Source organism: Vibrio sp. 10N.222.51.C5, assembly GCF_041474575.1.
Taxonomy (GTDB): domain Bacteria; phylum Pseudomonadota; class Gammaproteobacteria; order Enterobacterales; family Vibrionaceae; genus Vibrio; species Vibrio crassostreae_C.
On sequence record NZ_JBFRUJ010000020.1, the window covers coordinates 36,302 to 62,470 of the forward strand.

The window sequence follows — 26,169 nt, forward strand, 5'->3', positions numbered from 1 at the left end:
GACAGAAAATGCAAAGTTGCATTAACCAAAAGAAAAGTCGCGTTAGCCAAAATGAAAATAAAACGAAGCCCTATGTGGCTTCGTTTTGTTCTTTGAAATACATATAACGTTGAGGCAATAAGATGATCACTCCTATCGCAACGAGATTAACCCGCGGCCAAGACCTAAAGCTAGAGATCCAGAGGCTAGTGACAGCGCACAATATCTCCGCGGGCTCTATTGCGTCTTGTGTCGGATGTGTTTCTCAACTCAATATTCGCTTAGCTAATGCCAACAACACCAAGCTAGTTCAAGCTCCGTTCGAAATAGTCTCGGTGATGGCAACGCTAACCCCAAACCACCAGCATATTCATATCTCCGTTGCTGATGAGAATGGCAATGTAATTGGTGGGCATTTGCTTGAAGGGACGATTATCGCGACCACGGCTGAATTGATTGTTCACCGCTACGATACCTTGACCTTCAACAGAGAGCATGACGATTCGACGGGTTACACTGAACTTACTATCAGCAATAGCAAATAACTGATTTACCCATAGCAACACCAAACGCCCCATACAAAGCGATACTACCAAACAGCAATTAGGAAACACGATGGCTCCAAACTCCGCAGATTCCGTTATCGTTCTCGATTTCGAAACCACAGGCTTATCACCCAATATGGGCGACCGAGCGATTGAGATCGGTGCGGTAAAACTCGTTAACGGCGAAGTCGTCGACACCTTCCAACAACTCATGAATCCAGGGTTTCGTGTGAGTGGCTTCATTGAAAGCTATACCGGAATCAGTAACCGTATGTTAAGCACTGCGGCCAGTTGCAGCGAAGTGATGGATGAGTTTGCAGACTTTATCCAAGGCAGTCAGCTTGTGGCTCATAATGCCTCGTTTGATAAACGCTTTCTCGACGCAGAATTAGACAATATTGGACGTGATTACAATGGACAGTTTGCATGCTCAATGTTGATTGCTCGTCGGCTAATCCAAGATGCTCCGACCCATAAGTTGGGCGACCTAGTTCGATTCAAGCGCATAGATAACGACGGCACTTTCCACAGAGCATTAGCCGATTCAGAAATGACAGCAAGGTTGTGGTTATTAATGATCGATGAGCTGAAGAGTGACCACGGTATTCAACAACCGAGCTTCCAATTAATGCAGAAAATATCGAAGACAGCCAAAAGTTCGATTCCAAAACTACTGATGAGTAACAGGGGTTAGGTTCCGAAATTCACCTTAAAGTGTGATGAAAAGCTAGCTCGACAATAACCGCTAGCCTTTAAAAGGGACGCCCTACTCTTGCAATGACTCCAACGTTCCTTTGAGGCTTTCTAACTCATTCATAAAATACGCCCACTGCTTGTTACTGCTGGTCGCGGCCATATCTACTAAAAACTTGGCTGATGTTTCCATATTTTGGTTAAGCTGCGGCTCAAGTTCAGCAGGATAATAAGCTTCATTGTTTAAAAGCAACTTCATAATAATTGGCTGAGTAATATGTAGGTCGCTCTTCTTTGCCATCAGCGTCGTTAGCTCTTCATAGATGTTGTTTTGATATTGTCGCCAACTGCTATTGGTATTTACCCACTCTTTAGACCAAGCCAAAATAATCTGTTTTTGTTCTTTCGATACTGAACCTAACCACCGTTCTGCACGCTCTTCTATTCTGTTTCGGTATCGCTCTCTCGAATCGTCATCGTTCAACGACAACCTTTCTTCATAATAGTCTTGCTGCTTTTCACGAAAGTTCTTTAAAAACTCCCTGTCTTGCTTAGGGCTAAGCTGCATACTCAAGGCGTAAATATCTGGAGCGAACTTATTGACGATTGTGCGAATATGCTCTTTCGTTTGTTCACTTTGGCCCACAATAAAAGCGGGATTCATATCCGACCGATCTACGTTTTGAATCGCTTCTAATTGCGAGATGTACAGAGGTAGCTGAGTTTCTTTATGCCATTTCTGTAATATATCTAATCGCTCTTCAAGCTCTGATTCTTGGCTATTTGAGAGGGAAACAAAATCTTCTATATAGCTAACGACAAACCAACCTATATTGTTATAGGCGAACTTGGTCCCGCACCCAGTAAATAGAAAACAGATCACTAAAACTAACCACCGGCACTTTCTCATTCTACCCTCTCACGACATTCAACAAAGCCACAAACCGATTAACTCATCCCTTTAAGGTTAGCCCAGTTTTTATAACGCTAATTCTAGCTCTTATAAAAGTAGTCTTAATAAACAGTGGTCGTAAGAACTTTGAGATAAATTGAGACCCAAACTTGCTAATCTAGCTATTTAGGCAAATGATTAAACTAAAAATAATTAATGGCAGTGATGTGACTTGATTTTATTACTCATTTGACGTGATACGAACCCTATAAATGAGTTGGGTTGACGTATTTAAAATGATTGATATTTGGGAGGGAAGCTATGGCCGCTATTCCTGATCATCCAAGCGATTTAGAATATGAGCTTTGTTATTTTGATGATGGTTCAATAACCACAATCACGATATTGGTTCACAATCGACAGGAAGCGATGACTTGGTATCTTAGCGAAGGAAAACATATCAACGATCTTTATTCGATAAGACCCGATGAATAATGCTTTGGTATAGAGGACTAGGTCGATAAACCTAAAATAAGAAACTTAAGTGGCATTTTGTGGAACACCCTTTACTGCAATGCCATTAATTAGCAATGTCGTTAATTAGACATATCGCAGCAAAGGGATTCAGTCTCGAATTACTTCAGGATTCGGGCGCGGAATTGACGACCCTTCATTTTACCTGATTCGATTTTGTTCAGTGCTTTTTTAGCCACAGATCTTTCTACCGCTACGTAAGCACGCATTGCAAACAGATTGATCTTACCTACTGATTTACCATCAATGCCGCCTTGGCCCGTCAGTGCGCCAAGAATATCACCAGCACGAAGCTTAGCTTTCTTACCGCCATCAATTTGGATGGTAACCATGTTTGAGTAGTACGGCTTAGCAATTGGTTTTGCTGGCAGTTCAGATGGCTCGATTGGCATGTCCATGTACTCATCAATTTGAGCAACACGGTACATCTCTTTTTCACTAAAAAAGCTGATCGCTACGCCTTTGCTTCCTGCACGGCCAGTACGACCAATACGGTGTACGTGAACTTCAGGGTCGCGAGACAATTCAAAGTTGAACACAGCATCTAGGTTATCAACATCAAGACCGCGAGCCGCAACGTCTGTCGCCACTAGAATCGAGATGGTTTTGTTTGAGAACTGAACCAAAGCTTGGTCACGTTCACGCTGTTCCATGTCACCATGAAGTTCGATAACACTGAAACCGCGGTGGCTTAGCTCATCGTTTACGTTCTGCACTTCTTTCTTAGTGTTACAGAACACAACCGCAGACTCCGGTTGGTGATGCAACAACAGCAGCTCTAGAGCGTCATCACGAGCTTCAGAACCTTCTAACTTGTAGAAGTGTTGTTGGATGCTTGAGTGATCGTGTGTTGATTCAACCTTCACCATTTCTGGATTGCGCATAATGCGGTCTGCAACAGATTTGATCTGTTTAGGGAAAGTCGCACTGAATAGCAGAGTTTGGCGTTCTTTTGGCGCCGCTTCAATCACAGCATCCAAAGCGTCTTGGAAACCCATCTCTAGCATGCGATCCGCTTCATCTAACACAAGTGTGTTCAGCTCAGACAGGTCAATGCGGCCTTTCTCTAGGTGATCAAGAATACGACCAGGTGTGCCTACAAGAATGTGTGCGCCATGCTCTAGTGAACCAATCTGTGGGCCCATTGGCATACCGCCACATAGTGTCAGCACTTTAATGTTGTGAATACCACGAGCAAGAGTACGAATCTCTTTTGCTACTTGGTCTGCAAGCTCACGAGTCGGACATAACACTAAAGACTGAACACGGAAACGCTTAACGCGTAGGTTCTGCAGCACGCCTAAACCGAAAGCAGCTGTTTTACCTGAACCCGTTTTACCCTGACCGATAACGTCCTTGCCATTTAGGATAGTAGGAAGACTTAACGCTTGGATCGGCGTCATTTCAGTATAACCAAGAGAATCTAACGTATTTAGAAGCTCTGGTTTAAGGGCGATTGAAGAGAATTTTGAAGTGCTCAATGGAAATATCCAACTGGTGAAAAACAGAGTGCATTATGAGTGTTTTTGAAAATTATTCCACCTTAATCACAGTTTTGGAGAAACATGTTAGGCGAACACAAAAAAGCCAGCTTACTTAGCTGGCTTTGACTTCTATACGAATTGCTTTCTATGGCACACCGTGACCTTTAGATGCCACCCATACGCGATACCACTGTTCGCGCGTCAGCTCGATTTTCAGTGCATCAACGGCCGTCTTCACACGCTCAATCTTACCAGAACCAATAATTGCAATTGGACTAGATGGTAAACGACGAACCCAAGCGTAAATCACTTGATCAATGCTGTCTGCACCGACTTCTTGACGAATCGCCTCTAGCTCATCACGAACGCGAACCGCTTGCGCTGAATCACCACTGAAGATGCTACCACCACCGAGACAAGACCACGCCATCGGGCGAATGCGGTTCATCTGCAGTTGATCTAGCGTGCCATCATGAGCCACTTCGAAGTTCAATGGGTTGATTTCAACTTGGTTGGTCACTAACGGCTTACCGAGTCGAGATTGAAGCAGTTCGAACTGACGCGGTGAAAAGTTAGAAACACCGAAGTGCTTAACTTTACCTACTTTGTGTAGCTCTGCGAACGCTTCTGCTACTTCATCGGCATCCATTAACACGTCAGGGCGGTGAATCAACAATACATCGATATCGTTAACACCTAAGTGCTCTAATGAGTTATTTACTGATTGGTAAATATGCTGCGCGCTGGTGTCATAGTGATTGATCTTACGATCTGGAGTGTGGTCACCACATAGGTTGATATCGCACTTGGTGACGATTTGAATATCATCACGAAGGCTTGGTTCAAGCGCTAAAGCCTCACCAAACAACTTTTCACATTGGTAGTTACCGTAAATATCCGCGTGATCAACAGTTGTGATGCCAAGATCAATATGTTGCTTCAGGAAAGTCAGGCGTTGTTGCGGGGTCATGCCCCACTCTGCTGTACGCCAGTATCCTTGCACCAGCTCAGAAAGTTCTGGGCCTTGTGGCGCTATCGTTACTCTTGCAACCATGGGTTGTCTCCTTTATCAATACTGAACGTATCCTAATCTCGTTTTACCGAAGGCTCAACGTATAACAAATGGCAAAGCTAAACGCTTATTAAAAATGTGAGAGCCGCAGAAAAACGAACACTTAAATGAATTATAACTTGCTGTCTGCCCGCGAGCCGTTCTCCTGAAAGGCTTGTTTAGCCTAATAAATAACGAAACTATCTATAAATTTGAGCAATTAAAAACGATTAAGTTCAACCGTTAAGTTGTCACCATCACTCTGTAACTGAATCCAAGGAGAAGTAGAGCTAGAAGAAGATAAGCTAGGCACATTCCACACACTCAGTTGCTCTGCTGAACCGTGAGGCGCGTTGATGAATTCGACCAGCTGTTTATCCACCTTATCGAAACCAACACCTTCATTTCGAGCTTGTTCGAGTTGAGCTGTAACATCGAATTCATCTTCACCAATACGAATTGAACTGAGAGCAAAGCCATCTTGGCGAAGGTATGCCTGAAGCTTTGTGTAACTTAGGTCCGAATATGGCAGGTTTAAGCGAACTGTTTCAACGCTTGAGTCGCCCAGTTCCAGTTCCACATACACATCCAGATCGTAATATTGGGTTAAGTCACTGCATAACAGCGTATCTTCGATCTCACCACAATCCATCAACTCGATGTCGTTAATATAGTTTTGAGAATTCGGCTGACTTGGGCTGCTGTTAAATACTGTTCTTAGCCACCAGCTTTCGGTTGCTTGCGCTGAAAATGAAATAGCATTGAGGGACAGCATTAGAGGCAAGATTAGAACTTGAAAGATTTTCATCGACTGGGCTTATTTAGCGCTATATGAAGTGTCCATTATACGTGACCAAACGACAAACAACTGCTCGAGTCGCAAATTTTAGGCGAAAAAAAACGGGCATACATGCCCGCTAGATAATTTCATCACCGAATAACGTAATCCGTCACGTTGAGAACCATTACGAAAGAGAGAATATCACTCTCCCACAACAGTTACAAAATGACATACCCATTACTTGTAGCCACCTTCAATAGCAGGCTCTTCAAGCGACAATCTGACTTTGTTACGTTGAATAGCTTCTGGCGGCAAGCTGATGAAGCCGTATTGGTTCAAAACGACTTGATGATCTTGTGACAAGGTAAGCCCAACAAAGAACTCCTCTTGTTCCGTAAAGCCTTTGCGATGCGCTGGAATATTCAAGTACATGTAATAAACCGTTGCTAACGGGTAACGACCAGAGAGGATCGTTTCTTTGTTTAGGTCGTAGTTCACACCTAGGTTATCAACCACGCTCAACCATTTCACATCAGAGATCTGATCTGAGTAAACGGTGTAACCAATGGCGGCATCTTCGTCTTCAATCTTATTAATCAGATCAGGTAAATCCGCTAAGAACTGAGTATGGGCATATTCTCCTTCTGTTCCACATTCGACCCAACTTGAAAAGGTAGTATGGCCTTTCAGGTTGTGATCAATGGCAAAGGGCAACATATGAGTATCTAGGCTTTCACCGTTACGAATATCACTACTTGCTGACCATTTTGGATGTTTAGGATCGTTAGAACAACCAAACACATCAATTAATTCAGCGACGGTGATTGATGTCGCAGGGTTATTTTCATTGGCTAGAATCGCAATCACGTCAGCGGTAAACATCAGCTCTGTTGGCCTATAACCGTAACGCATATCAAACCTTGCCATCTCTTTGTCAGTCCACTTTTTGGAAGTGATACCAACACGCGAGCGCTGCATGATCATCTGTTCTGGGACGCTGTCACTCAACAAGATTTCTAAGTCGATCTCTTGGCTCTTAAGCAGATCTTCTACAAGCCCCTGCATATTCGGCTCAATCGCGACCAAACCAATGTCACTGGCATCATTTGCAAATGTCGATACAGAGAACAACGCAGGTACAGCAGCAAGCAGCAAGCCCGATTTATTAGCTAGACATTTCATTACTGGCCTCCTACTGGATCAATCGACGTTTTAGACTCAACATCGCTATTACTATCGAGCTGCATTTCTGAAGTGAAGATGTTCCAAGATGGGTTCACTTCCATGCTTTCTGTTTTAATCACCGCGATCGTTCTACGCTTACGCTTGTGAAGATGCTGAGTTAAGCTGGTTATCTGAGTAAACTCTTGTTCAAAGATTCGCTCACCATTGATGCCTCTATCAATCAATGCGTCTCGAATCACGCCCGTTCTTTTCTTGGCCAATGCTTTGTTATACACGTTTGTACCTTCAGCACTGGTATCTCCGACCAAGGTAACCGAAGCATCAGGCTGCTCTCCTAGTAAACGCACCAACTCATTTAATACAGCGGTATGATCAGGTTTAAGGTCATACTTATCAAAATCAAATGCCACACTTAATACTTCAACGTCTTCGACAATTTTCCAATTGGCACACCCTTTAATGTCTACCGTTACACCTTCTGGCGTATCGGCACATAGATCTCGCTGGTTAATCACACCATCTCGGTCATTATCCGCTAAGTCATCAATTTGGTGGCGTGTCATTGTCGTATCAGGCGTTTCTGCACATCCCATTAGCAAGATAGAGCTAAGTAGCGCTAGTTTAAAATATCTCATTACTTATTCTCCCCTTGCCACTCTTCTGGATGTTCAATCCTCAACGCATACGTCAACATACCCATCGCATTTAACACTCGATAAGCCGCTAACGTTTGATCATATTCAGTGCTGATGAAGTTTCTTCGAGCCAAAAACACTTCTACTTTTGCATCCAGTACATCAAGAAGGCTTCGTCTGCCAACATTGAATTGCTGGATATAGCCAAGCTCTGCAATTTTCGCTGCATCAACATTCTGTTGAAGTAAGGATTTTTGCTGCTCAAGCATTTTGTAAGCGTTCCAAGCCAGTTGTGTACCTTCTCGAACCTCACGCTCTGTTCGTAATCGGATCGCCCTTGCCTCTTCCACTCGCCAAGCTGACGATTCAACCCTGGAGTCGGTAGAGAAGCCATTAAACAGGTCATAATCCATCGTCAACATGATACGTGCATCTTCATCGACACCGCCTGGCGGGTTAGATACGTTGTCATTCTTATTGGCATGAAGCTCAAGTTTTAGTTCTGGGTAGTAATCCCCTTTCTCGCGGCGCATCTCTTTACGAGCCGCGTCGATATCAAGCAAAGAGGCTTTGATTTCAGGGTGATTCTCGACAGCTTGTTCAAGTGCGACCTGTGCTGAGCTTGGTAATAGAGCGTAATCAAACCGGGGGTAAACCAAGTTCACCGCAGGTTTGCCAACCAAGCGTAGATACTGAGTTTGCAAATCAAACAGGTTGTTCTGAGCGGCGATAAGTGAAGACTGCGCGGTCGCGACACGGGCGGAGATTTGAGCCAGATCCGAGTTGCTACTCAAGCCTTTGCTCTTTTTATCTTGGATATCTTGATAGATCTCTTGGTGCTCTTTTACATTACGCTTAGACAATTCAAGTAGCGTCTCTGCTTTTAGGATATCGAGGTAATTTCTCACCACATCTAACGATACGTTTTCAGCTCGCGAAATCAGAGTTAGACGCTCAGCTTCTGCTTCGAACGTCAGTCGATCGACATTCGATGTGGTTTTAAAACCATCAAATAGTAACTGGGATACTTTAACGCCAATTTCCGTTCTCGTGAGGCCTCTATCATCGCTATCGAGTTTGCTGCCACTGTTGTAGCGTGTCTCTTCATAGCCTGCTGCCGCGTACAAGTTCACTTGTGGCATATACAAACCACTCGCAGCGTCTCCGTCTCTGACCACCGATTGGTATCGGGAGTATTGCGCCAATATCTCTGGGCTATAGTCGATGGCAAAGGCCACGGACTCTTCTAATGAAGCTGCTTGAGACAGCCCACTCATTAGCAAGCAAGAAGAGAGTAAGAATTTTGAATGCATTACACTTCCTTTTATATTTATGCTTTAACCCACTTCATCGTTCACGAAGTGAGTTTTCCTTAGCTCGTAAAATAGGTTTTAACCAATAACTCAATACTGTTTTCTCTCCGGTTAATATATCGACCGCGACTTGCATCCCTGGGATAATGCTAAAGGCAGAGTTTTGTTGCTGGTCTTCGTTTAACTGAATATGGGCACGATAATAGGCGTTTCCGTCTTCCGTTTGTAAGGCGTCGGCACTCACGTAAATCACCTCGCCTTTAAGTCCGCCATAAATGACGAAATCATAGGCCGTGAATTTAACTGTCGCACCCAGCCCGTTATGAACAAACGCGATATCTTGCGGAGAGATTCTCGCTTCAACAATCAGGTCACTGTTTGATGGGATGATCTCAATGATTGGCTCGCCGGGACGAACTACACCACCAATGGTACGCACAAAGATCTCTTTGACTGTGCCATCAACGGGCGCAACAATTTCGGTACGCTTGAGTTGGTCGGCAATCGCCTGCTGGCTTTCGTTCAGCTGCGCTATCTTGCTCGCCACTTCATTCAACTGGCCTTGCACTTTGGTACGAAAATCTAAAGCGATACTTCGATGATCCGCTATCGACTCTGAGTAGGCAGCTATCTGCTTCTGCGCTGCTACTTTTGAGCTAGCAATATCACCTTTGAGTTTGACTACATCACGGTTGAGTTTAAGTAGCTCAACTTCCGCAACAGCACCGCTCGCTACCACGTCTTTCAGCATGTTGCGCTCACGAATCACAATCTCGAGGCTGCTTTCAAGAGTCTGGATATTATTAAACGTATCGACACGAGCTTGGTCTTGTTGCTCGATACGAAGTGCCGCCTCTTCCAGTTCAGACTTCAACTGTCCTAAACGTTCTCGGTAGTTCGCCTTGGCATTCATTAACGCAGGGTGGCTTGATACATCAACCGCAATATCTTGAGGCACCAAGACCACTCGCTCATACCACTCTTTCGCATCGTTATTTAAAACGACCGTCGACAGCTCAGCCTTTAATCTTAATTGCTGAGCAAGCAAGGTATCCGCTTGTTGAGCCGACTCTAAAAACGCCGCCTTAAAACGTGTGTCTTCTAACTTAGCTAGAGGTTGCCCCTTCACTACAGATTGGCCTTGTCGCACCATGATCTCTTGAACCAGTCCACCTTCTAAGCTCTGAATGGTTTGCACCGAAAGACTTGGAACGACTTTACCTTCACCGATCACGACTTCTTCTAATGTTGCCCACGTAGCCCAACCGATAATTGATACAATGAGTAGAGCACTCAACCAAATCAGCTTTCGAGAGCGGAATGCTAAGTGGTTGTTGGTCCATTGAATATCATTACTCATGACGACCTCCCTTCACCACAGATACCGTCTTAAAGCGGCTCGTACCTTTAGGTACACTTTTCTTCTGTAAAGAGAGAATTTCTTTAGGCTCACCTTCTGCCACGATTTGACCTTTATCCAATACAACAACACGATCACACATCATCAAGAATGAAGATTTATGGGAGCTGATCAGCATTGAGGTTTCTCTCGGCATACTTTGAAGTGCATTGAAGAACTGAATCTCGGCCTGATTATCTAGCGCGCTGGTTGGCTCATCCATGATCAATAACTTTGGACAACGATACAGAGCTCTCGCGATGGCAACGGCTTGGCGCTGACCACCAGAAAGTAACCGACCACCCTCACCGACAGGTGTTTCAAGGCCATTGCTTAAGCGCCCCATGTAACCATTCAAACCCGACTGTTGAAGCGCTTGTCTTAGCTTTTCTTCATCAACGTTGATCGCACCCAAAGTAACGTTGTCGTAAACACTGCCAAAGATCAAATTAGTGGTTTGCCCTACCCAACCCATTCCGCTACGTAAGACACTGGTTGGCCATAACTGCCCATCAATCTCTTGATAGAAGGCTTGCCCTGTTGTAGGCAAATACTGTCGAGCAACAATCGATAAAAGCGTGGTTTTTCCTGCACCAGCGGCACCAACAAGGCCAACTCGCTCACCCGGCTTAATATCAAGAGAAATCTCTTTCAACGCAGGGCTTTGAGTCTCTGGATAAGTAAACGTGACTTCATCTAGCCTAACCCCACCGTCAAAGTCACCCTTATCAATCACTTGATGCTTAGACTCTTCTTGCGGTAACTCCATGATCTGATTCAAACCTTCGACTGCAGAACGGGTTTGTTGAAACCTCAACAATAGAAGAGAAAGCTGGTTCACTGAGCTCGCAGCACGTCCACTCAACATCACCACAGCTATCAAACCACCCATACTCAGCAAGCCTTCAGAGATCTGATACACGCCGAAGATGATCAGAGTGATGGTAACGATCTGCTGACTGGACTGAATAGAGTGCGTCACGATATTGGAGTAATGACGAGATTGAGTCTGCCATTGAGAGAGCGACGAAATCGTCTGTTCCCAACGCTTCTGGGTAATACCCTCAGCATTGTTTTGCTTGATATCCGGAAGGGTTGTTAAGCAATCAAACAGCTGGGCTTGTCTTTGTGTCGAGAGACGTGCGGTTTCATCGAATGTTTTCTCGACCTTGCCTTTCATCGCGATGCTCAGCACAATCAAAACAAGCATGATCGCGACAGGTATGAACATCATTGCGCCACCGAGCCAGCCGATAAGCAGTAGGAATAACAAAGTGAATGGCAGATCGACTAAAGTGACTAACGAGATAGAAGTGAAGAAATCTTTCACGCTATCGAAGTCTTGAAGCTGTCTGGCAAATGCGCCTACCGATTGAGGTCGATTTTCGAGCTTCATACCAAGGACTTTCGAGAACAGCTGAGAAGACAACTTGTTATCAATATAGCGCCCAGCCATATCAGTCACAGAGCTTCGTGAGCTTCTCAATACCCAATCAAAAATAACAACGATACCAACGCCTGCTGCTAATACCCAAAGCGTGTTAAACGCTTGGTTTGGCACAACACGGTCGTACACATTCATGGTAAATAACGGAACCACTAGCGCAAGCACGTTGATCAAGAACGAAGCGATAAACAGATCGCGATACCAAGGCTTCACTTCTTTGACCACCCGCCACAACCAACGGGTGTTGGATTTACTGTCATTGCGCTCATGTGCCTGAACACGGGCGTCATCAAGCGCTTGAGCACCCACTTGCCAAACAAATGCATCCACTTTAATGACTAAGTCTTTAAGGAGAATTTGTTGGCTTAAGTTGGATTCACAATTCAATACTTGAAAGTCGCCAACGGAGCTTTGGGTTACGACAAGAGGAGACCCTGTCGCGGACTCAACAGCAACAACAGGGAACTGACATTGATTCAATAATTCTTTTTTAACGTGGCTCAGCGTTAACCCCGATTTCTCAATCGCTCTTGGAAAAAGGGATTCATTGAGCCTGCCTTCATTTAAAGGTAGGCCAGACACTATTTTGGAAGGGTGACTGCGAACATTAAAATGCTCACACAACCACTCAACACAAGCTAGCCAGCTGTCTTTTTGTTCTACCAATCTAAACTTCCTTTTATAGACTGTACATCTAACTTACAGCGTTAAATTATTGTCTTCTATCATTTTTTGTAAAATTTGTGCTTCTAATGCACTGCTACTGTCACCTTGATATAGATCGTCGTACGTGACATCAGCTAGCAAGATGTTTTGTTGAACGTCTTCGTCACCATTAGGTTTAATAGAAATGGTCACACCTTCACCAGATTCTTCTAAATCTAGATATTGTGTTGCCCCTAGCCCTGTATTAAGCCCTAGGCTTCCCAAAATACCCGAGAGGTCAATTGCATCAGTGTCTGGAGACGCATCAAAATCTTGAATCACATCGTAGCTTGGTGCTTCTGCACTCCCTAAGCCTGAAGATGCGAACACAAAATTGTCAGAGCCTGTACCGCCAATCAACAGATCGTTATCATCTGTCGCGGTAATCGTAGAATCCCCTTCAGCGACAAACTCAATCGATACGGTTTGGGGTAACCCGACCGCTTGGTTATTGCCTATCTCTGCAGACGGCTCTATCGTTAGGTCAAATTGATCACCACTGTTGTAGCCCCCGGTAATCGCTAGGTTAGGCACATCTGCCAAGTCCACCACATATTGACCATAGACCATAGAGCCGTGTGAGAACGTCAAACCTGCGGGAATATCATGAATTGTAATGAAGCCCACTTCTGAATCAGCAGGGTTTACAAGAGAAAGGTCTAAACCAAGAGGAATCGTGCCACTTGCTTCTGCCACGATCGAAGAATATTCAACGCTCAATAACGGTGCATCAGGCTCTGGTGTGATAATAAGCGTCATGTCTTGCGAGCTCGGGTCACCCGTGTCGACCACTAACTCACCGAGTACCGTATTTTGATCAACCGTTCGGCCGGTAATCGTAATATCGAGGTTACCAAACGCATCGCCTGCAAAGAATTCGAGCTCATCAACAGAACTTGCTTTAACGAGGATCGTCGCCTGTATGATGCCACCAACACTGGTGAAAGAACTGGTTTCTGATCCAATTCGAATTCGGTCTAACCCAACTAACCCTGATGGGTCCGAAGTTCCATTCACTGTTACCGTAATCGCTAAAAACTCATCACTGTTAGTTTCAAAGCTATTGGCATCAAGAGGAATCACGATGCCATCATCTTCACTTCCAGTGAGCTGTTCAGGTAAATCGAAGAACTCAACTTTGTCACCTATAGGGTTAACACCTACAGTAAATTCAGATTGTGTATAACGGATATCCGTCGTACCAATTTCTTGAGTAATCGCCTCTAGAGACAGATTAATGTCACCACTAAAGTCTCTTGGTGGCAGAATGACTAGATTAGATAACTGACTTGGATCTAACTGCCACTCATAGGTAGGGTTTCCATCGAAGATACCGCCATCAGCACCATTGTTTGGAACCAACTCATAGTTGTCTCCGATTTTAATAGCGACAACTGCGCCTTCAGGAACTCCCTTTAACGAAAGCGACATGTTTTCAGAACCATCTTGGTCAATGAGCTCTGCGCTAAGTGATGACAATGAAATGTAGTTATCCTCGTCGCCGACTATATCCTCTGTCACCAAGTTCGCCGCATCAGCGACTGGCTCAACGGTGATCGTGACTACGGTCGTTTTATCTTGCGTATCCGTTTCAACGACACAATCCGCTTCATCGGTAATATTTGCAGTTACCGTGAAGGTGATATCGCCGCTGTAATGTTCAGGTGGTGTTACCAACACATCACTCAAGCGGCTAGGATCCGTTACCGTCCAAGTCCCATCGCCATTATCAACTAACAACCCGGTGTCAGTTGGAGTTTCAGACAAGGTCGCTCCATTCGAAATGCTCACCGTTAGAGAGTTAACGGTTTCTTTACCGGTAGCGCTATTGCCTTCACCAGTGATTAATTGTCCATCTTCAACGCTATCACCAAGAACCAGTTCAAGGTTAAGGTCTGTCGCGATGTCTTCTTGAATGGTTGTGGAGTCGGCTTCAACCGTAATGTCATCGACCACAGGCAGAACTTGGATACTAATGGTTTGGGCCGTCGTCACCGTATCACCGCTACATGGTGAGGTCTCAATTGTCTCTATGGTGAAATCAATACACCCTGCAAAATCTTCATCCAAGCCCGTTAACGTTAGTTTCGAAAGTCCATCTGCAGTGATTGAATAACCGACGATCTCACCAGAAGCATCGTATTCAGCAATCACACCATCACCGGAGATCTCAACGCCTTCAGGAAGTGAATCGGCAGGAATATAGAAAGAGATTTCATTGTCTGGATCACTGCCAACATCGGTGTTTAGCAAGCCAGTGAGATCAATATCTTCCCCTTCAGGTGTTTTAATTTCGCCATCGGGTTGAATCGGGCTTGGTGGGCCAACAGGGTCACAAGAACCGCCACCGCCGTCATGACCAGTAATTTGCAGCGGGAAAGTCGCATCAATATATCTCGCATCATCACCATCAATCACACGAGCACGAACCACAATATCCAGTACCGGAGTATCACTTGGGCTGGAAATCGTCGCATTATCTAAAATGTACGCTGCGAGTTCTTGGAAAGAGTCACTCGTTAACCCATCCGCAGATATGATCCAATTCCCAGAGCTATCTTGAGCGGCACCATTAGGGTGCTCAACAATCAACGAATAGCCGTCGGGAATCTCGATCAAAATATAATCGAGGTACTCTGACCCATCGATATCCGCGTCGACGAACGTCACGGCGTTAGAGATATCAACAGGCGAGCCGTCTGTACTCTGTAACAGCTCTGTAGAGCCTTCTAATCGAGTATCTAGTTCGACACGAGCATCTACAGTCACGCTAATAGAACCAGTAATATCTTTAATATCCGTTGCACCAGTTGGAGAGGTATCCGTGACTTCATAGGTGATAGGAATTGAGAATGTTCCGCTTAAATCTTCTGTCGCTGTAACAGAAAGCCTGCCGCTGCTTAGAAGATCCGAAAGCGTTGGCGTTGTTGAGTCCAGTAGAGTATCCAAATCTAAGCCTGAAGCTGGGACCTGAATAACACTCCCATCAAAATAAAGAGTGAGATCTGCAGGTAGGCTATCAATGACATATCCCGTCAAGGATTCGCTGCCATCAAGATCCTGATTCACTGAAGGTTCAAGGTTCAGGCCGATTTGACTGTCTTCGATGCCTTGAGTACTGACCACTTGACCGTCTTCTTGATCAACGACCGGCGCTAGCTCTACTTTAAGTGTCATAGGAAACTCGCCCGAATCACCATCGGGCTCAGTTGAGATAGCAATAACGGTGAGTTCTAATTCACCACTAAAATCAAGAACTGGCTTGAGATACAGATCATCCAGTTGAGCGTTAGAGACTTGGAATACGGGTCCTGTCACATCATCAACATACGCAATCGTCAGCGATACTGGTTCACCCAACGCATCCACCAGCAAAGTGCCTTCAGGAATGTTAGTAAGCAGTATGTTGATCTCTTCTGAAACATCGTCATCCGTCGTTTGTATGCGGAAGTCGAGCTGTATTAACCCATCTTCATTCAAGACCGATTGGTTGCTGATGACTTTACTGTCACTGTCGTATTGCCAATGACCATTACCACCGTCTACCGCGATAGGTTCATCCACAACACCTTTCAAAAAGATATTGATGGTTTTTGTATCACTTGACGCTTGCCCATTGATAGGAATAAGTGAATCGATCGTCGACTCAGTCGCTATTGCTGTTACGTCTATTGACAGATCTTCAGTAAAGGAACTGATGTCTTCTTTAGGCTGAATATAAGCAACACCATTGGCGATAGCTTCGGCAGTGACTGAATAGGAATTATTGCCTATCTTTGCGGTACCATCACCTTCAACAGACCAGCCATCTTGAACTTGGATAATATAACTTAACGATTCAGAACCATCGGTGTCCGCCAAAGCGCCTTCAATAACGTCTTTGAGGTAAATAGCTTCATCCTCTAGTCCCTTGTAGTCTTTAACAGACACATGAGGAGTATCAGCATCAGGTGAAATATCGACAGTAACGGTATGTACAATACTTGCCGTTTTATCATCTGGGTCAGCGAATGAATTGCCAGACTCTGTTGCAACCGCAGTAATCTCAAACTCAAAGCGACCCGCTAGGTTGTCGTCAGCCCTGATTTCCATTTTATCAATCTGAGCCTGTGTGTAAGATTTCCCTTCTTTGACTGCGTTGCCATTTAACGTCAAATTCAAGCCGTCAGGAATCCCACTAATCTGGTAGCTCAATGTTTCTGACGTATCTTGATCCACCAGCTGAGCTGTTATGTCCAAACTGACTGGGTCTGAGTCATCTTCTACTGAATGATAGGAGAATACGGAAGCCGACCAATCCGGTGCATCAGCCACCGGTAAAACAGACACTGCAACATCAGCTGTCAGTTCTTTAGGATCCGTATCAGTGTTAATGATTGCGTTGATCGCTAGGATAACCGTTGAGGTGGTATTGGATTCATGAAGCGCGGGACGATAAGTCAACTGTCCATTAGGCCCAGTGAACTGGCTATCAATCGCTGCCAATTGACTTCCAGACAAGGTGACCTTGCCGTCTACAACTTGAAGCAACACCCCATCAAGGTACAAGCTACCACCGTTTAGCGATGCTTCTGAGAACTCGATAGCAGTAACGGTTTCGCTTTGGTCGACATCGCCGGTTGCCACACTTACAACGATAATCGCGTCATTGTCTTCTGTGGTTTCAGAATCTTCATAACGAATAAAACCTTCGTTATCATCCAGAATAAGCTCAGCAGTACTGGTAACTTTATCACCGTCCGCATCTCGCACCAGATAATCGATGTCATCGACGATCTTAGGATCTGCAGGGTTTGTTGATACATTGGGATTTGTAGTCAGCTGGTAGCTACCATCTGAAGAAAGCGTAAACTGACCGTAAGTAGACCCACCATCATAATCATTAATTAGATTAATCGTGATAGGAGTGCCTGCGTTATCAAAGGTATAGGTAGTACCGCGATAGTCAAAACTTACAATGGTTGCGCCATCGGCACCTGCGAATTTTTCTGTTAGAAATTGTCCATTAAGGTCATCACCCTCAACCATTTCAATTGCCCCTGAACGCGCAACTGGGACAGCATCTGTTACGTTGACAGAATAAATTGCCGGATCAGAGCTATCGCCGTCCGCATCGTTGACCACCAGTTCAAAATTGAGGGCTAGATTATTCTCTGCATCAGCATTGGCGTGATCGAGAGGTGCATAAAGGTCGAACTCTGTTGTCCCGTCAGTATTAAAACGAATCCTAAATATATTGTTTCCATCAGAATCTTGACCGTAATACCAACCATCAGAATCGACAGCTTGCAGTGAAATGTCTTTCCCTGCACTCGAATATGAAAGTGCATCAAACGCAGCGGTGTCGACCGTCACAGAGACAACATCATCGGAACCTTCGATTATTCCTAACGAAGGGCTAGAATCTTCAACACCAACCTGTTCGCTGTCTCCAAGCAGACCGTCTTCATCAACAGAAATGCTTCCGATAACAGTAATTTTAGGGTTTGCACCATCGTAAATCTTAATATCAGATTCTTGTGTATCTCGTGAACCGTCTGAATCGATGGTGACGATTGAGGCTGGAATCGACAGCTCTGTGTCCTTCACACCGGTTCCGTGGTCTATTGACTGGTACAAATCAATCTCAACCGTAACATTCGTGGAACCATTGGCTTCTAAGCTAAAATCTTCAGGAAGTCTCACTTGGAAAACAGCATCGCCATTCGACAATACCGCATCAAACGTTCCATCCCCATTATCTCGCCAAGACAATGCTTCACCATTACGTGTCACCGCCTCACCGTCACTATCAAGAACGGCTTGGCCAGTTGTCACATCTAACCCCAAGAACACGAGTGGATCGTTGCCCGCACTCACGGCTAAGCTTACACTCGCTGTTGTTCCAACACCAGACGGGGTTGTATCAGCAACAGGGTTTTCACTCAACTCGACCATGCCAGAGCCAATCGTAGGCTCCCCACCATCCGTAATCGAGACGTTCAAGGTTAATTGAGTTTCATCGTTGTCATCATCTTTTGCTGTGATGACAAAAGGAATTTGGTCGGTTCCATTCGTTTGGTCGAGGCCCTTGAATAGTTCAAAGGTGTAAGTGACATCAGTATCGATCTCACCTGACAGAGAGGTAAAGCTCAAGGTGAACGCTTTATTTTCAGCACTTTCAGAGCCAACATAACCAGTAAGTTCATTTCCGTCTGCAGAGACCACATAGATGATCTGTACACCCCCACTAAACAACTGCGGCTGATCTCCAACATCAAAAAATACAGACTCAACAAAGTCACTTCCGACGTTGAGATTGAAAGTGCCAGTATCTGAAACACTGCCGTGAATAAGACCTGATTCGTCCACAGCAGCATTGCTAGTTGAAGTTAATATTGGGTCGGCTCCATCCTGGATGATCCAGTCGAATTGCCCTTGTTTTAAAGAAGTGCCATCTAAATCCGTTCCATCAATAATAAGTGGCAGGGTGATGGAGTCGTTGCTGAACAGGTGGTTGATAGGCTGTTCTAACACTAATGTGACATCTGCTAGAACATCGATACCACTAGCGACTGCACTCAACGTTAGCGTGAATATCGTTTCACCATTTGCTTGTGCGGTAATCGTTTTACCATCATTCGCTAACGTGTAGGTTAGAGGAAAGTTCTCATCTCCGGTCGTCAAGCCCAAGGCGTCTAACTGCACCGGAGTATTAGCATTAAATACAATAGAAGCGGGATCTGGATTATCTGATCCAGCGGAAACGGTAAACTGGCCGACTACAGTTTGAATTCCATCAGACACATCACCTTCAGAGCTGGTCGTTGTCCCATCAACAACTAGCCCTGCATCACCATCAAAAATATCAATGACCGCAGTGCCGTTTCCGAAATCATTACTGATGTCGCCAGCAACATAGTTGAAGGTGATGTTCTGATCAACTGTGTGGTCCAAATTCCTGTTGGCGACGAACGTCCAGTGGCCATTCGCAAATACGGTCAAGGTGCCTTCGCTAGTAGCAAATGAAACCGGAGAGCCACCAACAATCGTCTTGGTCGTACCATCAACTTCAACACTTTTTATCGTAAGTTGAGTATCCAAATCGATGTCGTTATTCAACACGTTCCCTGACGCAATCTCACCCTCGATCATTTGATAAGACTCATCAAAAACCAGAGGTTCAGAATCTTTGATGACAATAGGTAAACGTCCTATCACTAACTCCGTTGTACCATCAGCATCGGTTTGCAAACCTTCGATGAGCAAAGCCGTCAGAATTGAATCTAACCCAGCTTCCTGATCAATCGCCTTATAAAAATTGATATTTACGTTGCTGCCGGAAATTGACGCATCGAATACTTTTTGCCCATCGCTTCGTGTGCCAATGAGGCTTTGTTTATCAGCCGATACAGCAACGGTTATCGATAGGGTTTGAGAAGTTAGTGACTCTGCGATGCTTTGATCATCGCTAAAAGAGAAGTCCGCATAATCGATGCGAATATCAGAGGTCTGAGTTTGATTTCCAAAAATCCCGACAACAGTTTCTGAGAACACAACCGACTCGGGCAGTATAATGCTTGGCATATCATCGATAGCTTGATTGCCTACCGTATTGAAAACTTTGGCATCAACCGTCCATTCTGACGCCAAGTTTAGGGACGAGACATCGATATTTTCAACAACCCAATTACCTGATGCATCAACAACACCCTCAAACACAAGAGTCTGAGAGCCATCATTAACTTCAATATAAACGGGAAGACCTTCGGCAACATTGGTTGTGCCTTGCATGGTTGTAAGTTGGCCGCCACGAAATGCCAAAATACTAAAACCGTCTAGCGTATCAATGTCTATAACAGGCGAAACAGTATCAATAACAATTTGCCCTGCGCTATTTATTGCAGAAGCAGGGTTACCGGCAACGTCAACAGTGTCAGCCTCAATTTGAATGCCACCATCGGAAAAGCTGGTTAGATCCACGCCTTCAACTGACCAAGCACCATCAATCACAGTTGCCGTCAGAACAATGACATTCGTTGTGCTGTCAGAAATACGAATATTGACCGTTTGGCCATCTTCTACGTTCTGTACCGTACCAAAGAATTTAGCCGACTGAATTTCGAAGCTATTGAGGACACCGTCGCCACCATCATCAACCGCAGCGGTGATGTCCGCTAGCGTATCTTTCACGATCGTGTCGGTCGCTGTTGTAGGGTTTCCAGCAATATCGATAGTATTGGCAACAGCGGTTAGCTCACCTTCTGCAAAGCTTGAGTAGTCTTGAAGAGTCAGAGTCCAAGTTCCGCCGGATACTTCCGTTGTGTATTCTTGTATCGTTCCTTGGCTATCGGTAATTGAAATGTTGATGGTTTGCCCATCTTCTACATTGGCAATCGTACCAACTAGCACCCCATTCGATATTTCAAATTGATTGTAAAACTCATCACCAAAGCCATCGAAGTCAACCTCAATGTTGGCTAATGTGTCTTTGATTGTGGAATCGTTAGCTGCAATGCTATTGCCAAAATCATCAGCAATGACAGCATCGACTTGAAGATCCCCCTCCTCCAATGAAGAGAGGTCGACGCCATTGACGACATACGTTTCATCGCTTGTGATGGCTGTGGTGGTTACTGTGTTTCCGTTAACATCAGTGATGGTCAGAACAACGGTACGCCCGTCTCGAACATCCACTGCCGTGCCCGTAATCGTGACACTTGGTACTTCAAACTGATTTTCGTAACCGTCTCCACCATCCAAAATATCAACGGTTAATAGTGCACTAGGTAACAGAATATCAAGGTTACCCTCATTCGAGGTTGTATCTTCGTCGGCATATTCTGCAGGACGCGTATCAAAACCCGCCTCAGCGAGCGTTTCATCTAAGGTGGAACGAACATAAACAATAAAAGAGGCGCTGGAACTAGGTTGGTCATTTACTGAGTTAGGCTGTTGAGGTGCGCTTTCAATGTTGTTGACGAGTTCGGTGACCACCTTTTCCAACTGTTGTTCAACTGCGGCGATTTGTGGTTCGGTTAGGGGCTGAGCCTCTTGTAAATTCTGAGGTTCAATGCTGACGACTTGCACGCCTTCAACTTTTGGCTGCGTAGCAGGTAATTGAAGCCAAGTCCCATCAGGGAATACTTGCCACACAACACCACCAACTTCGATATATAAAATAGGATCCATCCTAAACCTCTTCCTTACAAAAACGCTGACCTTGAGAACATCAATTTACTCAATAAAAAGCCGGATAAATCAGCACACTCTCTTTAGTTAATACTAGCAAACAACAAACCATTAACAGTTAATTAACACTAATGCGCTGTAAAGTAAACCGATAGGCTGTGACTGCATTCAGTTATATCTATCGTCACAAAATACATTCAATGAATGTGTCATAATGTTGAAATTACTGGTTAAATTTCAAGGAATGTCATGACTGCAACGAACTATCTCAACCAATTGAATCAAAAGTATCTTGCGACTCATAAAGCGAAAGAAGACTTCTTTTGGGATACATATATGGGTATCAGTGACGACCACGATGGTTCGACACTCGCACAGACTCAGTGGACGGAATTTCTAAGCTCTGCCGAACAGATTACTGCTATCGAAACGCAACTCGCTGCTATTGATGAAATTCAAGATCCTCTCGAAAAAGAGAGTACGCTGACAGGCTTGAATGGTTGGTTGGCGACCTTTAGATCTCACGCTATTGAGTCTGAGCAGTCACAGAAGCTTAAATCCGATCTCATAAAGTTTGAGGCTGAACTGTTTGAGAAAAAACAGAATCATGTAATGACTTACGTAAATGAAACAGGTGATGAAACAGAAGGATCGCTGCCCGTTTTAGGTTCAGCCGTTAGAAGTAATGGTAATGAACAAGTTAGGCTTTCTGCACATCAAGCATTATTAGATTTAGAGCAATGGCTGCTGGTTAACGGCTTTATTGAGCTGATCAAAAAACGTAACCAATTTGCTCAATCACTGGGGTTTAAAACCTTCTTTGATTACTCGGTGGTAAAAACCGAACAGATGACGACAGAACAACTGTTTACGATTCTGGATGACTTCGAAGCACGCACGCGTGATAGCCATCAGCAAAGCCTAGCCAATTTGGCAGAGCAGAAAGGCGAGAATGCACTTCAAGCCCATAACTTTACCTACTCTTTTGCAGGTGACGTTATGAATGATCTTGATCCTTATGTTCCGTTCTCAAAGTCACTTCGACGCTGGATTGAATCTTTTGGTCGCCTCAACATCGAATACTCTCAAGCGACATTAAAATTGGATCTGCTTGATCGTAAAGGTAAGTACCCTAATGGCTTCTGCCATGGCCCTATCCCTTCTTTCTATGACCAAGATGCTTGGGTTGCGGCCCAAGTTAATTTCACTAGCAACGCTAAGCCCGATCAAATAGGCAGTGGCTATGATGGGATTAACACACTATTTCACGAAGGTGGTCACGCGGCGCATTTTGCTAATGTAAAAATGAACGCCCCTTGTTTCTCTCAAGAGTTTGCGCCGACTTCGATGGCTTATGCTGAAACACAATCCATGTTCTGCGACAGCTTGTTAAATGACGCTGACTGGCTAAAACAGTACGCTCTAAATGCGGACGGGCAACCTGTGCCAGATGATCTAATTAAAGCCATCATCGACAATAAACAGCCCTTCCGAGCTTACCAAGAACGCAGCATTCTTGTGGTTCCATATTTCGAGCGAGCCCTGTACGAATTAGCTGATGAAGACCTCACGCCTGAAAAAATCACGGCACTTGCTCGTAGCAGTGAAAAGGCAATTCTTGGATTGTCTTGCAGCCCTCGTCCACTGATGGCGATCCCTCACTTATTGTCTGATGAAGCATCTTGCTCATACCAAGGTTATCTATTGGCTCATATGGCGGTGTATCAAACACGAGCTTATTTCACCGACAAGTTTGGTTACTTAACAGATAACCCAGAGATCGGGCCTTTGTTGGCGAAACACTATTGGCATAAAGGCAATAGCGTGAACCATAACGGTACAATCGAAAGCCTGACTGGGGAAGGTTTTAATGCCAAATATCTCGCTGACGAGTGTAACTTATCGCCAGAGGAGGCTTGGGCGATTGAGGAGCAAAAAATCAAACAGCTGTCGACAAGAGAACGTGCACCAGTCGCGGATTTGAATGCGAAGGTATCGATCGTTGATGGAGCAACTGAATTAGCGAATAATGCAAAGTCGAATGACCAAATGTGTGATGATTTTGAGCACTTTATTATTGAGCAATACGGTCGATAGATTGAGTTTTAATGCTAATGAAAAAGGCAAAAATGAGTAGTGACATAACTCATTTTTGCCCCAAAACCTGTTAGATCAAATACACTACACAATTCTGAGAGCGTGCGTTTTCCCTACAAAACCTAATATTAAGCTTGAATGTCGTTCGAGTTGTCGGAGGACAATATAGTTTGTTGGATTCCAATAAAGTCTGATCATTTTCAATAAAAGTTATCACTTTTCCTCTGCTATTTCATTCCGCAGAGGTTATATGAACCGACGATAGCAAACACGCTTTTACCTACTATGAGTTTTACTTGATTACGTTCTCAATGTAAGAACAAACTATTTCGTGTGCTTTTGCTAGTATTGATCTAACCGATCAGTTCATAATTCATTTACTTACAATTAATTACCTACTAAATCTGACTTATTGCGCTCATATTTAAGATCATGAGCGCTGTCAAAATTAGGCAACCCGTTAGCACGTTTTTATGAGTACTCGATGACTAGGATTGGTCATCGAGTACTTAAGACCGTTAATTATATGAGTCATGCTTGTAACGAAGCGTCATATACTTATCTTCGTATGAAAGGTTAACGGAAATGTCAGTTTGTTGAGATCTGAAATCAACACTCCTTGTTCGGTATTTGTTATACGGAATGTCCATTCCGGTCTCTTTGTAGTTTTTTCTTGCAACAAAATTTCGAACATCTTGGAAGACGGACTCACTTTGGGTTTTAAACGAGGTCTCGATTAAAACCAATTTATCTTCACACTTGCCTTCCCCATATTCTAGGAAAGCAAATCTAACTTTATCGATTTTTGGAAGGGAGAGGTTATTACCCTTTATGTACCTCTGCTCTTTGATAAAAATCGGATTTTTGCCATTGTTATTAAAGCTGTAAAAAGGAGAACTAGATGATAAATAATCTCTCGAGTTTGTTAGCTCACAGCTACTGCTTATTCCCATCTTTAGTCCGTAAAGCTCAACTGGTTTTTTGTTGGTGCACAGTTTTAAGTTATCAGGGTTACCTGAGCAAAACACAAAACGGTCAGACTTAAGAGCGTCAATGAAATCAGCTTTAGCACCACTCTTTATACTTTCAGAAATATCCGATACTTGAGTGCTAAGATTGTCCTTTGCATTAAATGATATGAATGGATAGCTTTTCCTGCTTAAGCTGTAGAAATCAACCTCCGATTCTAGTTCTAAGTCAGGGTTGGCATCGCTCACAAGGCGATAAATTTGTCTGTATTTTGTTGCGAGTTGATGTAGTTCTTGCATTTCAGGCGTGTATATTTCTAACGCCTTTTTGTATTCAAGTTGCAGTTGCCTTGGTAAGTTACCAAGATTTACAACTTTATCCTCATCAGTGAAGTTATATTGAAACGCATAAATTCCGTCAGTATCGTCTCGGAGCACTCTTAACTTAATTTTCCAGCCATCATCACTGTAAAGATCATAGTAATAATTTCGAGCAGTATTGATGCTTGGGTATTGTTGAGCAACATTAAAGGCAGCAAGGGAAAGAGCGCTATTCACAAGGTAATTGTCGTAACTATCTCCAATTACAGGCTTGAAGCTGCGGTCGATCACTACAGGTTCAGATGGAACAGTTGAACTAGAAGATGTGACGGATGATGAGCATCCTGATAACGCCAATAGCAACGTAATTGCTATTTGTTTTTTTATGATGGAGAGTGACATGATGATGTTTCCGATTTGATTAATTACCCATAACTTGCGCAATGGTCTTTCCAACCGTTGTGAAATGAATATCCACTTAACATCTAGTGTTGAGAGCGCAGGTATTGGTTGATCCATTTAGAAATTTGATTGAGATTATTATGTAACCTGGTTTTTATGTCTACAGAATTAGTCACAATTCGATAATAAACAGAACCCATTAAATCGTTAATTTATAAGTGGTTATAAGTCTACTAGCAGTTTACAGCGAGAATTGGATGCCAAGGCACTGTGAACTTTTTACCTGGAACGAGTATTTATTGAAGGGCGCCACCTCTAACGGTAGGTTGTATGAGCAGTACTACCGATAGCGGATATAAAGTTAACGATTTGTCGTCCTTTAATTTATTCATGAATTGCTAATTTAGCAAAATCACTGACTCAGAAATGTCCATCAACGTGCTGGCGAGACCTAGCTAGAACAGGTTTGCCCCTTTTCTTTTCAGCGCGAAAGTTTACTCACAATCTGTGATTCTACGTTTGCCTTACCTTTAGTTATCCGAAGGAGTGGGCTTTGTTTCCTAAATC

At 44.1% G+C, this 26,169-nt stretch carries 15 protein-coding genes; 4 read left to right on the forward strand and 11 right to left on the reverse strand.

Annotation, left to right across the window (positions count from 1 at the left end; translation table 11 throughout):
• Positions 1–122 precede the first annotated feature (122 nt).
• Positions 123–524 carry a PPC domain-containing DNA-binding protein gene (locus AB4558_RS07665; protein ID WP_017059481.1) on the forward strand — a complete coding sequence of 134 codons (402 nt, stop codon included), beginning with the start codon at positions 123–125 and terminating at the stop codon, positions 522–524.
• A 70-nt stretch (positions 525–594) separates the two neighbouring features.
• Positions 595–1,218: a PolC-type DNA polymerase III gene (locus AB4558_RS07670; protein ID WP_102320725.1), complete on the forward strand. Its 624-nt coding sequence runs from the start codon at positions 595–597 to the stop codon at positions 1,216–1,218.
• A gap of 72 nt (positions 1,219–1,290) precedes the next feature.
• On the opposite strand, the gene AB4558_RS07675 is transcribed toward AB4558_RS07670, so the two are convergent.
• On the reverse strand, positions 1,291–2,127 hold the full coding sequence (locus AB4558_RS07675; protein ID WP_372158471.1) for a DUF6279 family lipoprotein: 837 nt from the start codon (positions 2,125–2,127) through the stop codon (positions 1,291–1,293).
• A 303-nt stretch (positions 2,128–2,430) separates the two neighbouring features.
• Between AB4558_RS07675 and AB4558_RS07680 the strand changes: the two genes are divergently transcribed.
• Positions 2,431–2,604, forward strand: a complete 174-nt coding sequence (locus AB4558_RS07680; RefSeq protein WP_017064349.1) for a hypothetical protein — start codon at positions 2,431–2,433, stop codon at positions 2,602–2,604.
• 140 nt (positions 2,605–2,744) lie between these two features.
• On the opposite strand, the gene dbpA is transcribed toward AB4558_RS07680, so the two are convergent.
• The 9 genes from dbpA to AB4558_RS07725 all read right to left on the reverse strand — a co-directional run bounded on the left by dbpA (position 2,745) and on the right by AB4558_RS07725 (position 21,814).
• Positions 2,745–4,124 carry an ATP-dependent RNA helicase DbpA gene (gene dbpA / locus AB4558_RS07685; protein WP_017064348.1) on the reverse strand — a complete coding sequence of 460 codons (1,380 nt, stop codon included), beginning with the start codon at positions 4,122–4,124 and terminating at the stop codon, positions 2,745–2,747.
• A 148-nt stretch (positions 4,125–4,272) separates the two neighbouring features.
• On the reverse strand, positions 4,273–5,181 hold the full coding sequence (locus AB4558_RS07690; RefSeq protein ID WP_017064347.1) for an aldo/keto reductase family oxidoreductase: 909 nt from the start codon (positions 5,179–5,181) through the stop codon (positions 4,273–4,275).
• A gap of 217 nt (positions 5,182–5,398) precedes the next feature.
• Positions 5,399–5,986, reverse strand: coding sequence for a hypothetical protein (locus AB4558_RS07695; protein ID WP_102321359.1), 588 nt, complete (start codon positions 5,984–5,986; stop codon positions 5,399–5,401).
• A 210-nt stretch (positions 5,987–6,196) separates the two neighbouring features.
• Entirely contained in the window at positions 6,197–7,141 is a 945-nt protein-coding gene (locus AB4558_RS07700) for a PstS family phosphate ABC transporter substrate-binding protein (protein ID WP_017059474.1), read from the reverse strand.
• A complete protein-coding gene (locus AB4558_RS07705; protein ID WP_017059473.1) occupies positions 7,141–7,779 on the reverse strand; it encodes an OmpA family protein in 639 nt (212 codons plus the stop codon). Before AB4558_RS07705 ends, AB4558_RS07700 begins: the two co-directional genes overlap by 1 nt.
• On the reverse strand, positions 7,779–9,092 hold the full coding sequence (locus tag AB4558_RS07710) for a TolC family outer membrane protein (protein ID WP_102321358.1): 1,314 nt from the start codon (positions 9,090–9,092) through the stop codon (positions 7,779–7,781). The genes AB4558_RS07705 and AB4558_RS07710 overlap by 1 nt, the downstream gene beginning before the upstream one ends.
• Positions 9,093–9,126: 34 nt before the next feature.
• On the reverse strand, positions 9,127–10,452 hold the full coding sequence (locus tag AB4558_RS07715; RefSeq protein WP_017059471.1) for an HlyD family type I secretion periplasmic adaptor subunit: 1,326 nt from the start codon (positions 10,450–10,452) through the stop codon (positions 9,127–9,129).
• Positions 10,445–12,604 (reverse strand): type I secretion system permease/ATPase, encoded by a 2,160-nt coding sequence (locus AB4558_RS07720; protein ID WP_372158476.1) that lies wholly within the window; start codon positions 12,602–12,604, stop codon positions 10,445–10,447. Before AB4558_RS07720 ends, AB4558_RS07715 begins: the two co-directional genes overlap by 8 nt.
• Before the next feature lie 33 nt (positions 12,605–12,637).
• Positions 12,638–21,814 carry an RTX toxin gene (locus AB4558_RS07725; protein WP_372158478.1) on the reverse strand — a complete coding sequence of 3,059 codons (9,177 nt, stop codon included), beginning with the start codon at positions 21,812–21,814 and terminating at the stop codon, positions 12,638–12,640.
• Between the two features lie 249 nt (positions 21,815–22,063).
• On the opposite strand from AB4558_RS07725, the gene AB4558_RS07730 reads away from it, so the two are divergent.
• Complete coding sequence (locus AB4558_RS07730) at positions 22,064–23,911, forward strand: M3 family metallopeptidase (RefSeq protein ID WP_372074923.1); 1,848 nt, start codon at positions 22,064–22,066, stop codon at positions 23,909–23,911.
• A 518-nt stretch (positions 23,912–24,429) separates the two neighbouring features.
• On the opposite strand, the gene AB4558_RS07735 is transcribed toward AB4558_RS07730, so the two are convergent.
• A complete protein-coding gene (locus AB4558_RS07735; protein WP_372158481.1) occupies positions 24,430–25,644 on the reverse strand; it encodes a hypothetical protein in 1,215 nt (404 codons plus the stop codon).
• Between the last annotated feature and the right edge of the window lie 525 nt (positions 25,645–26,169).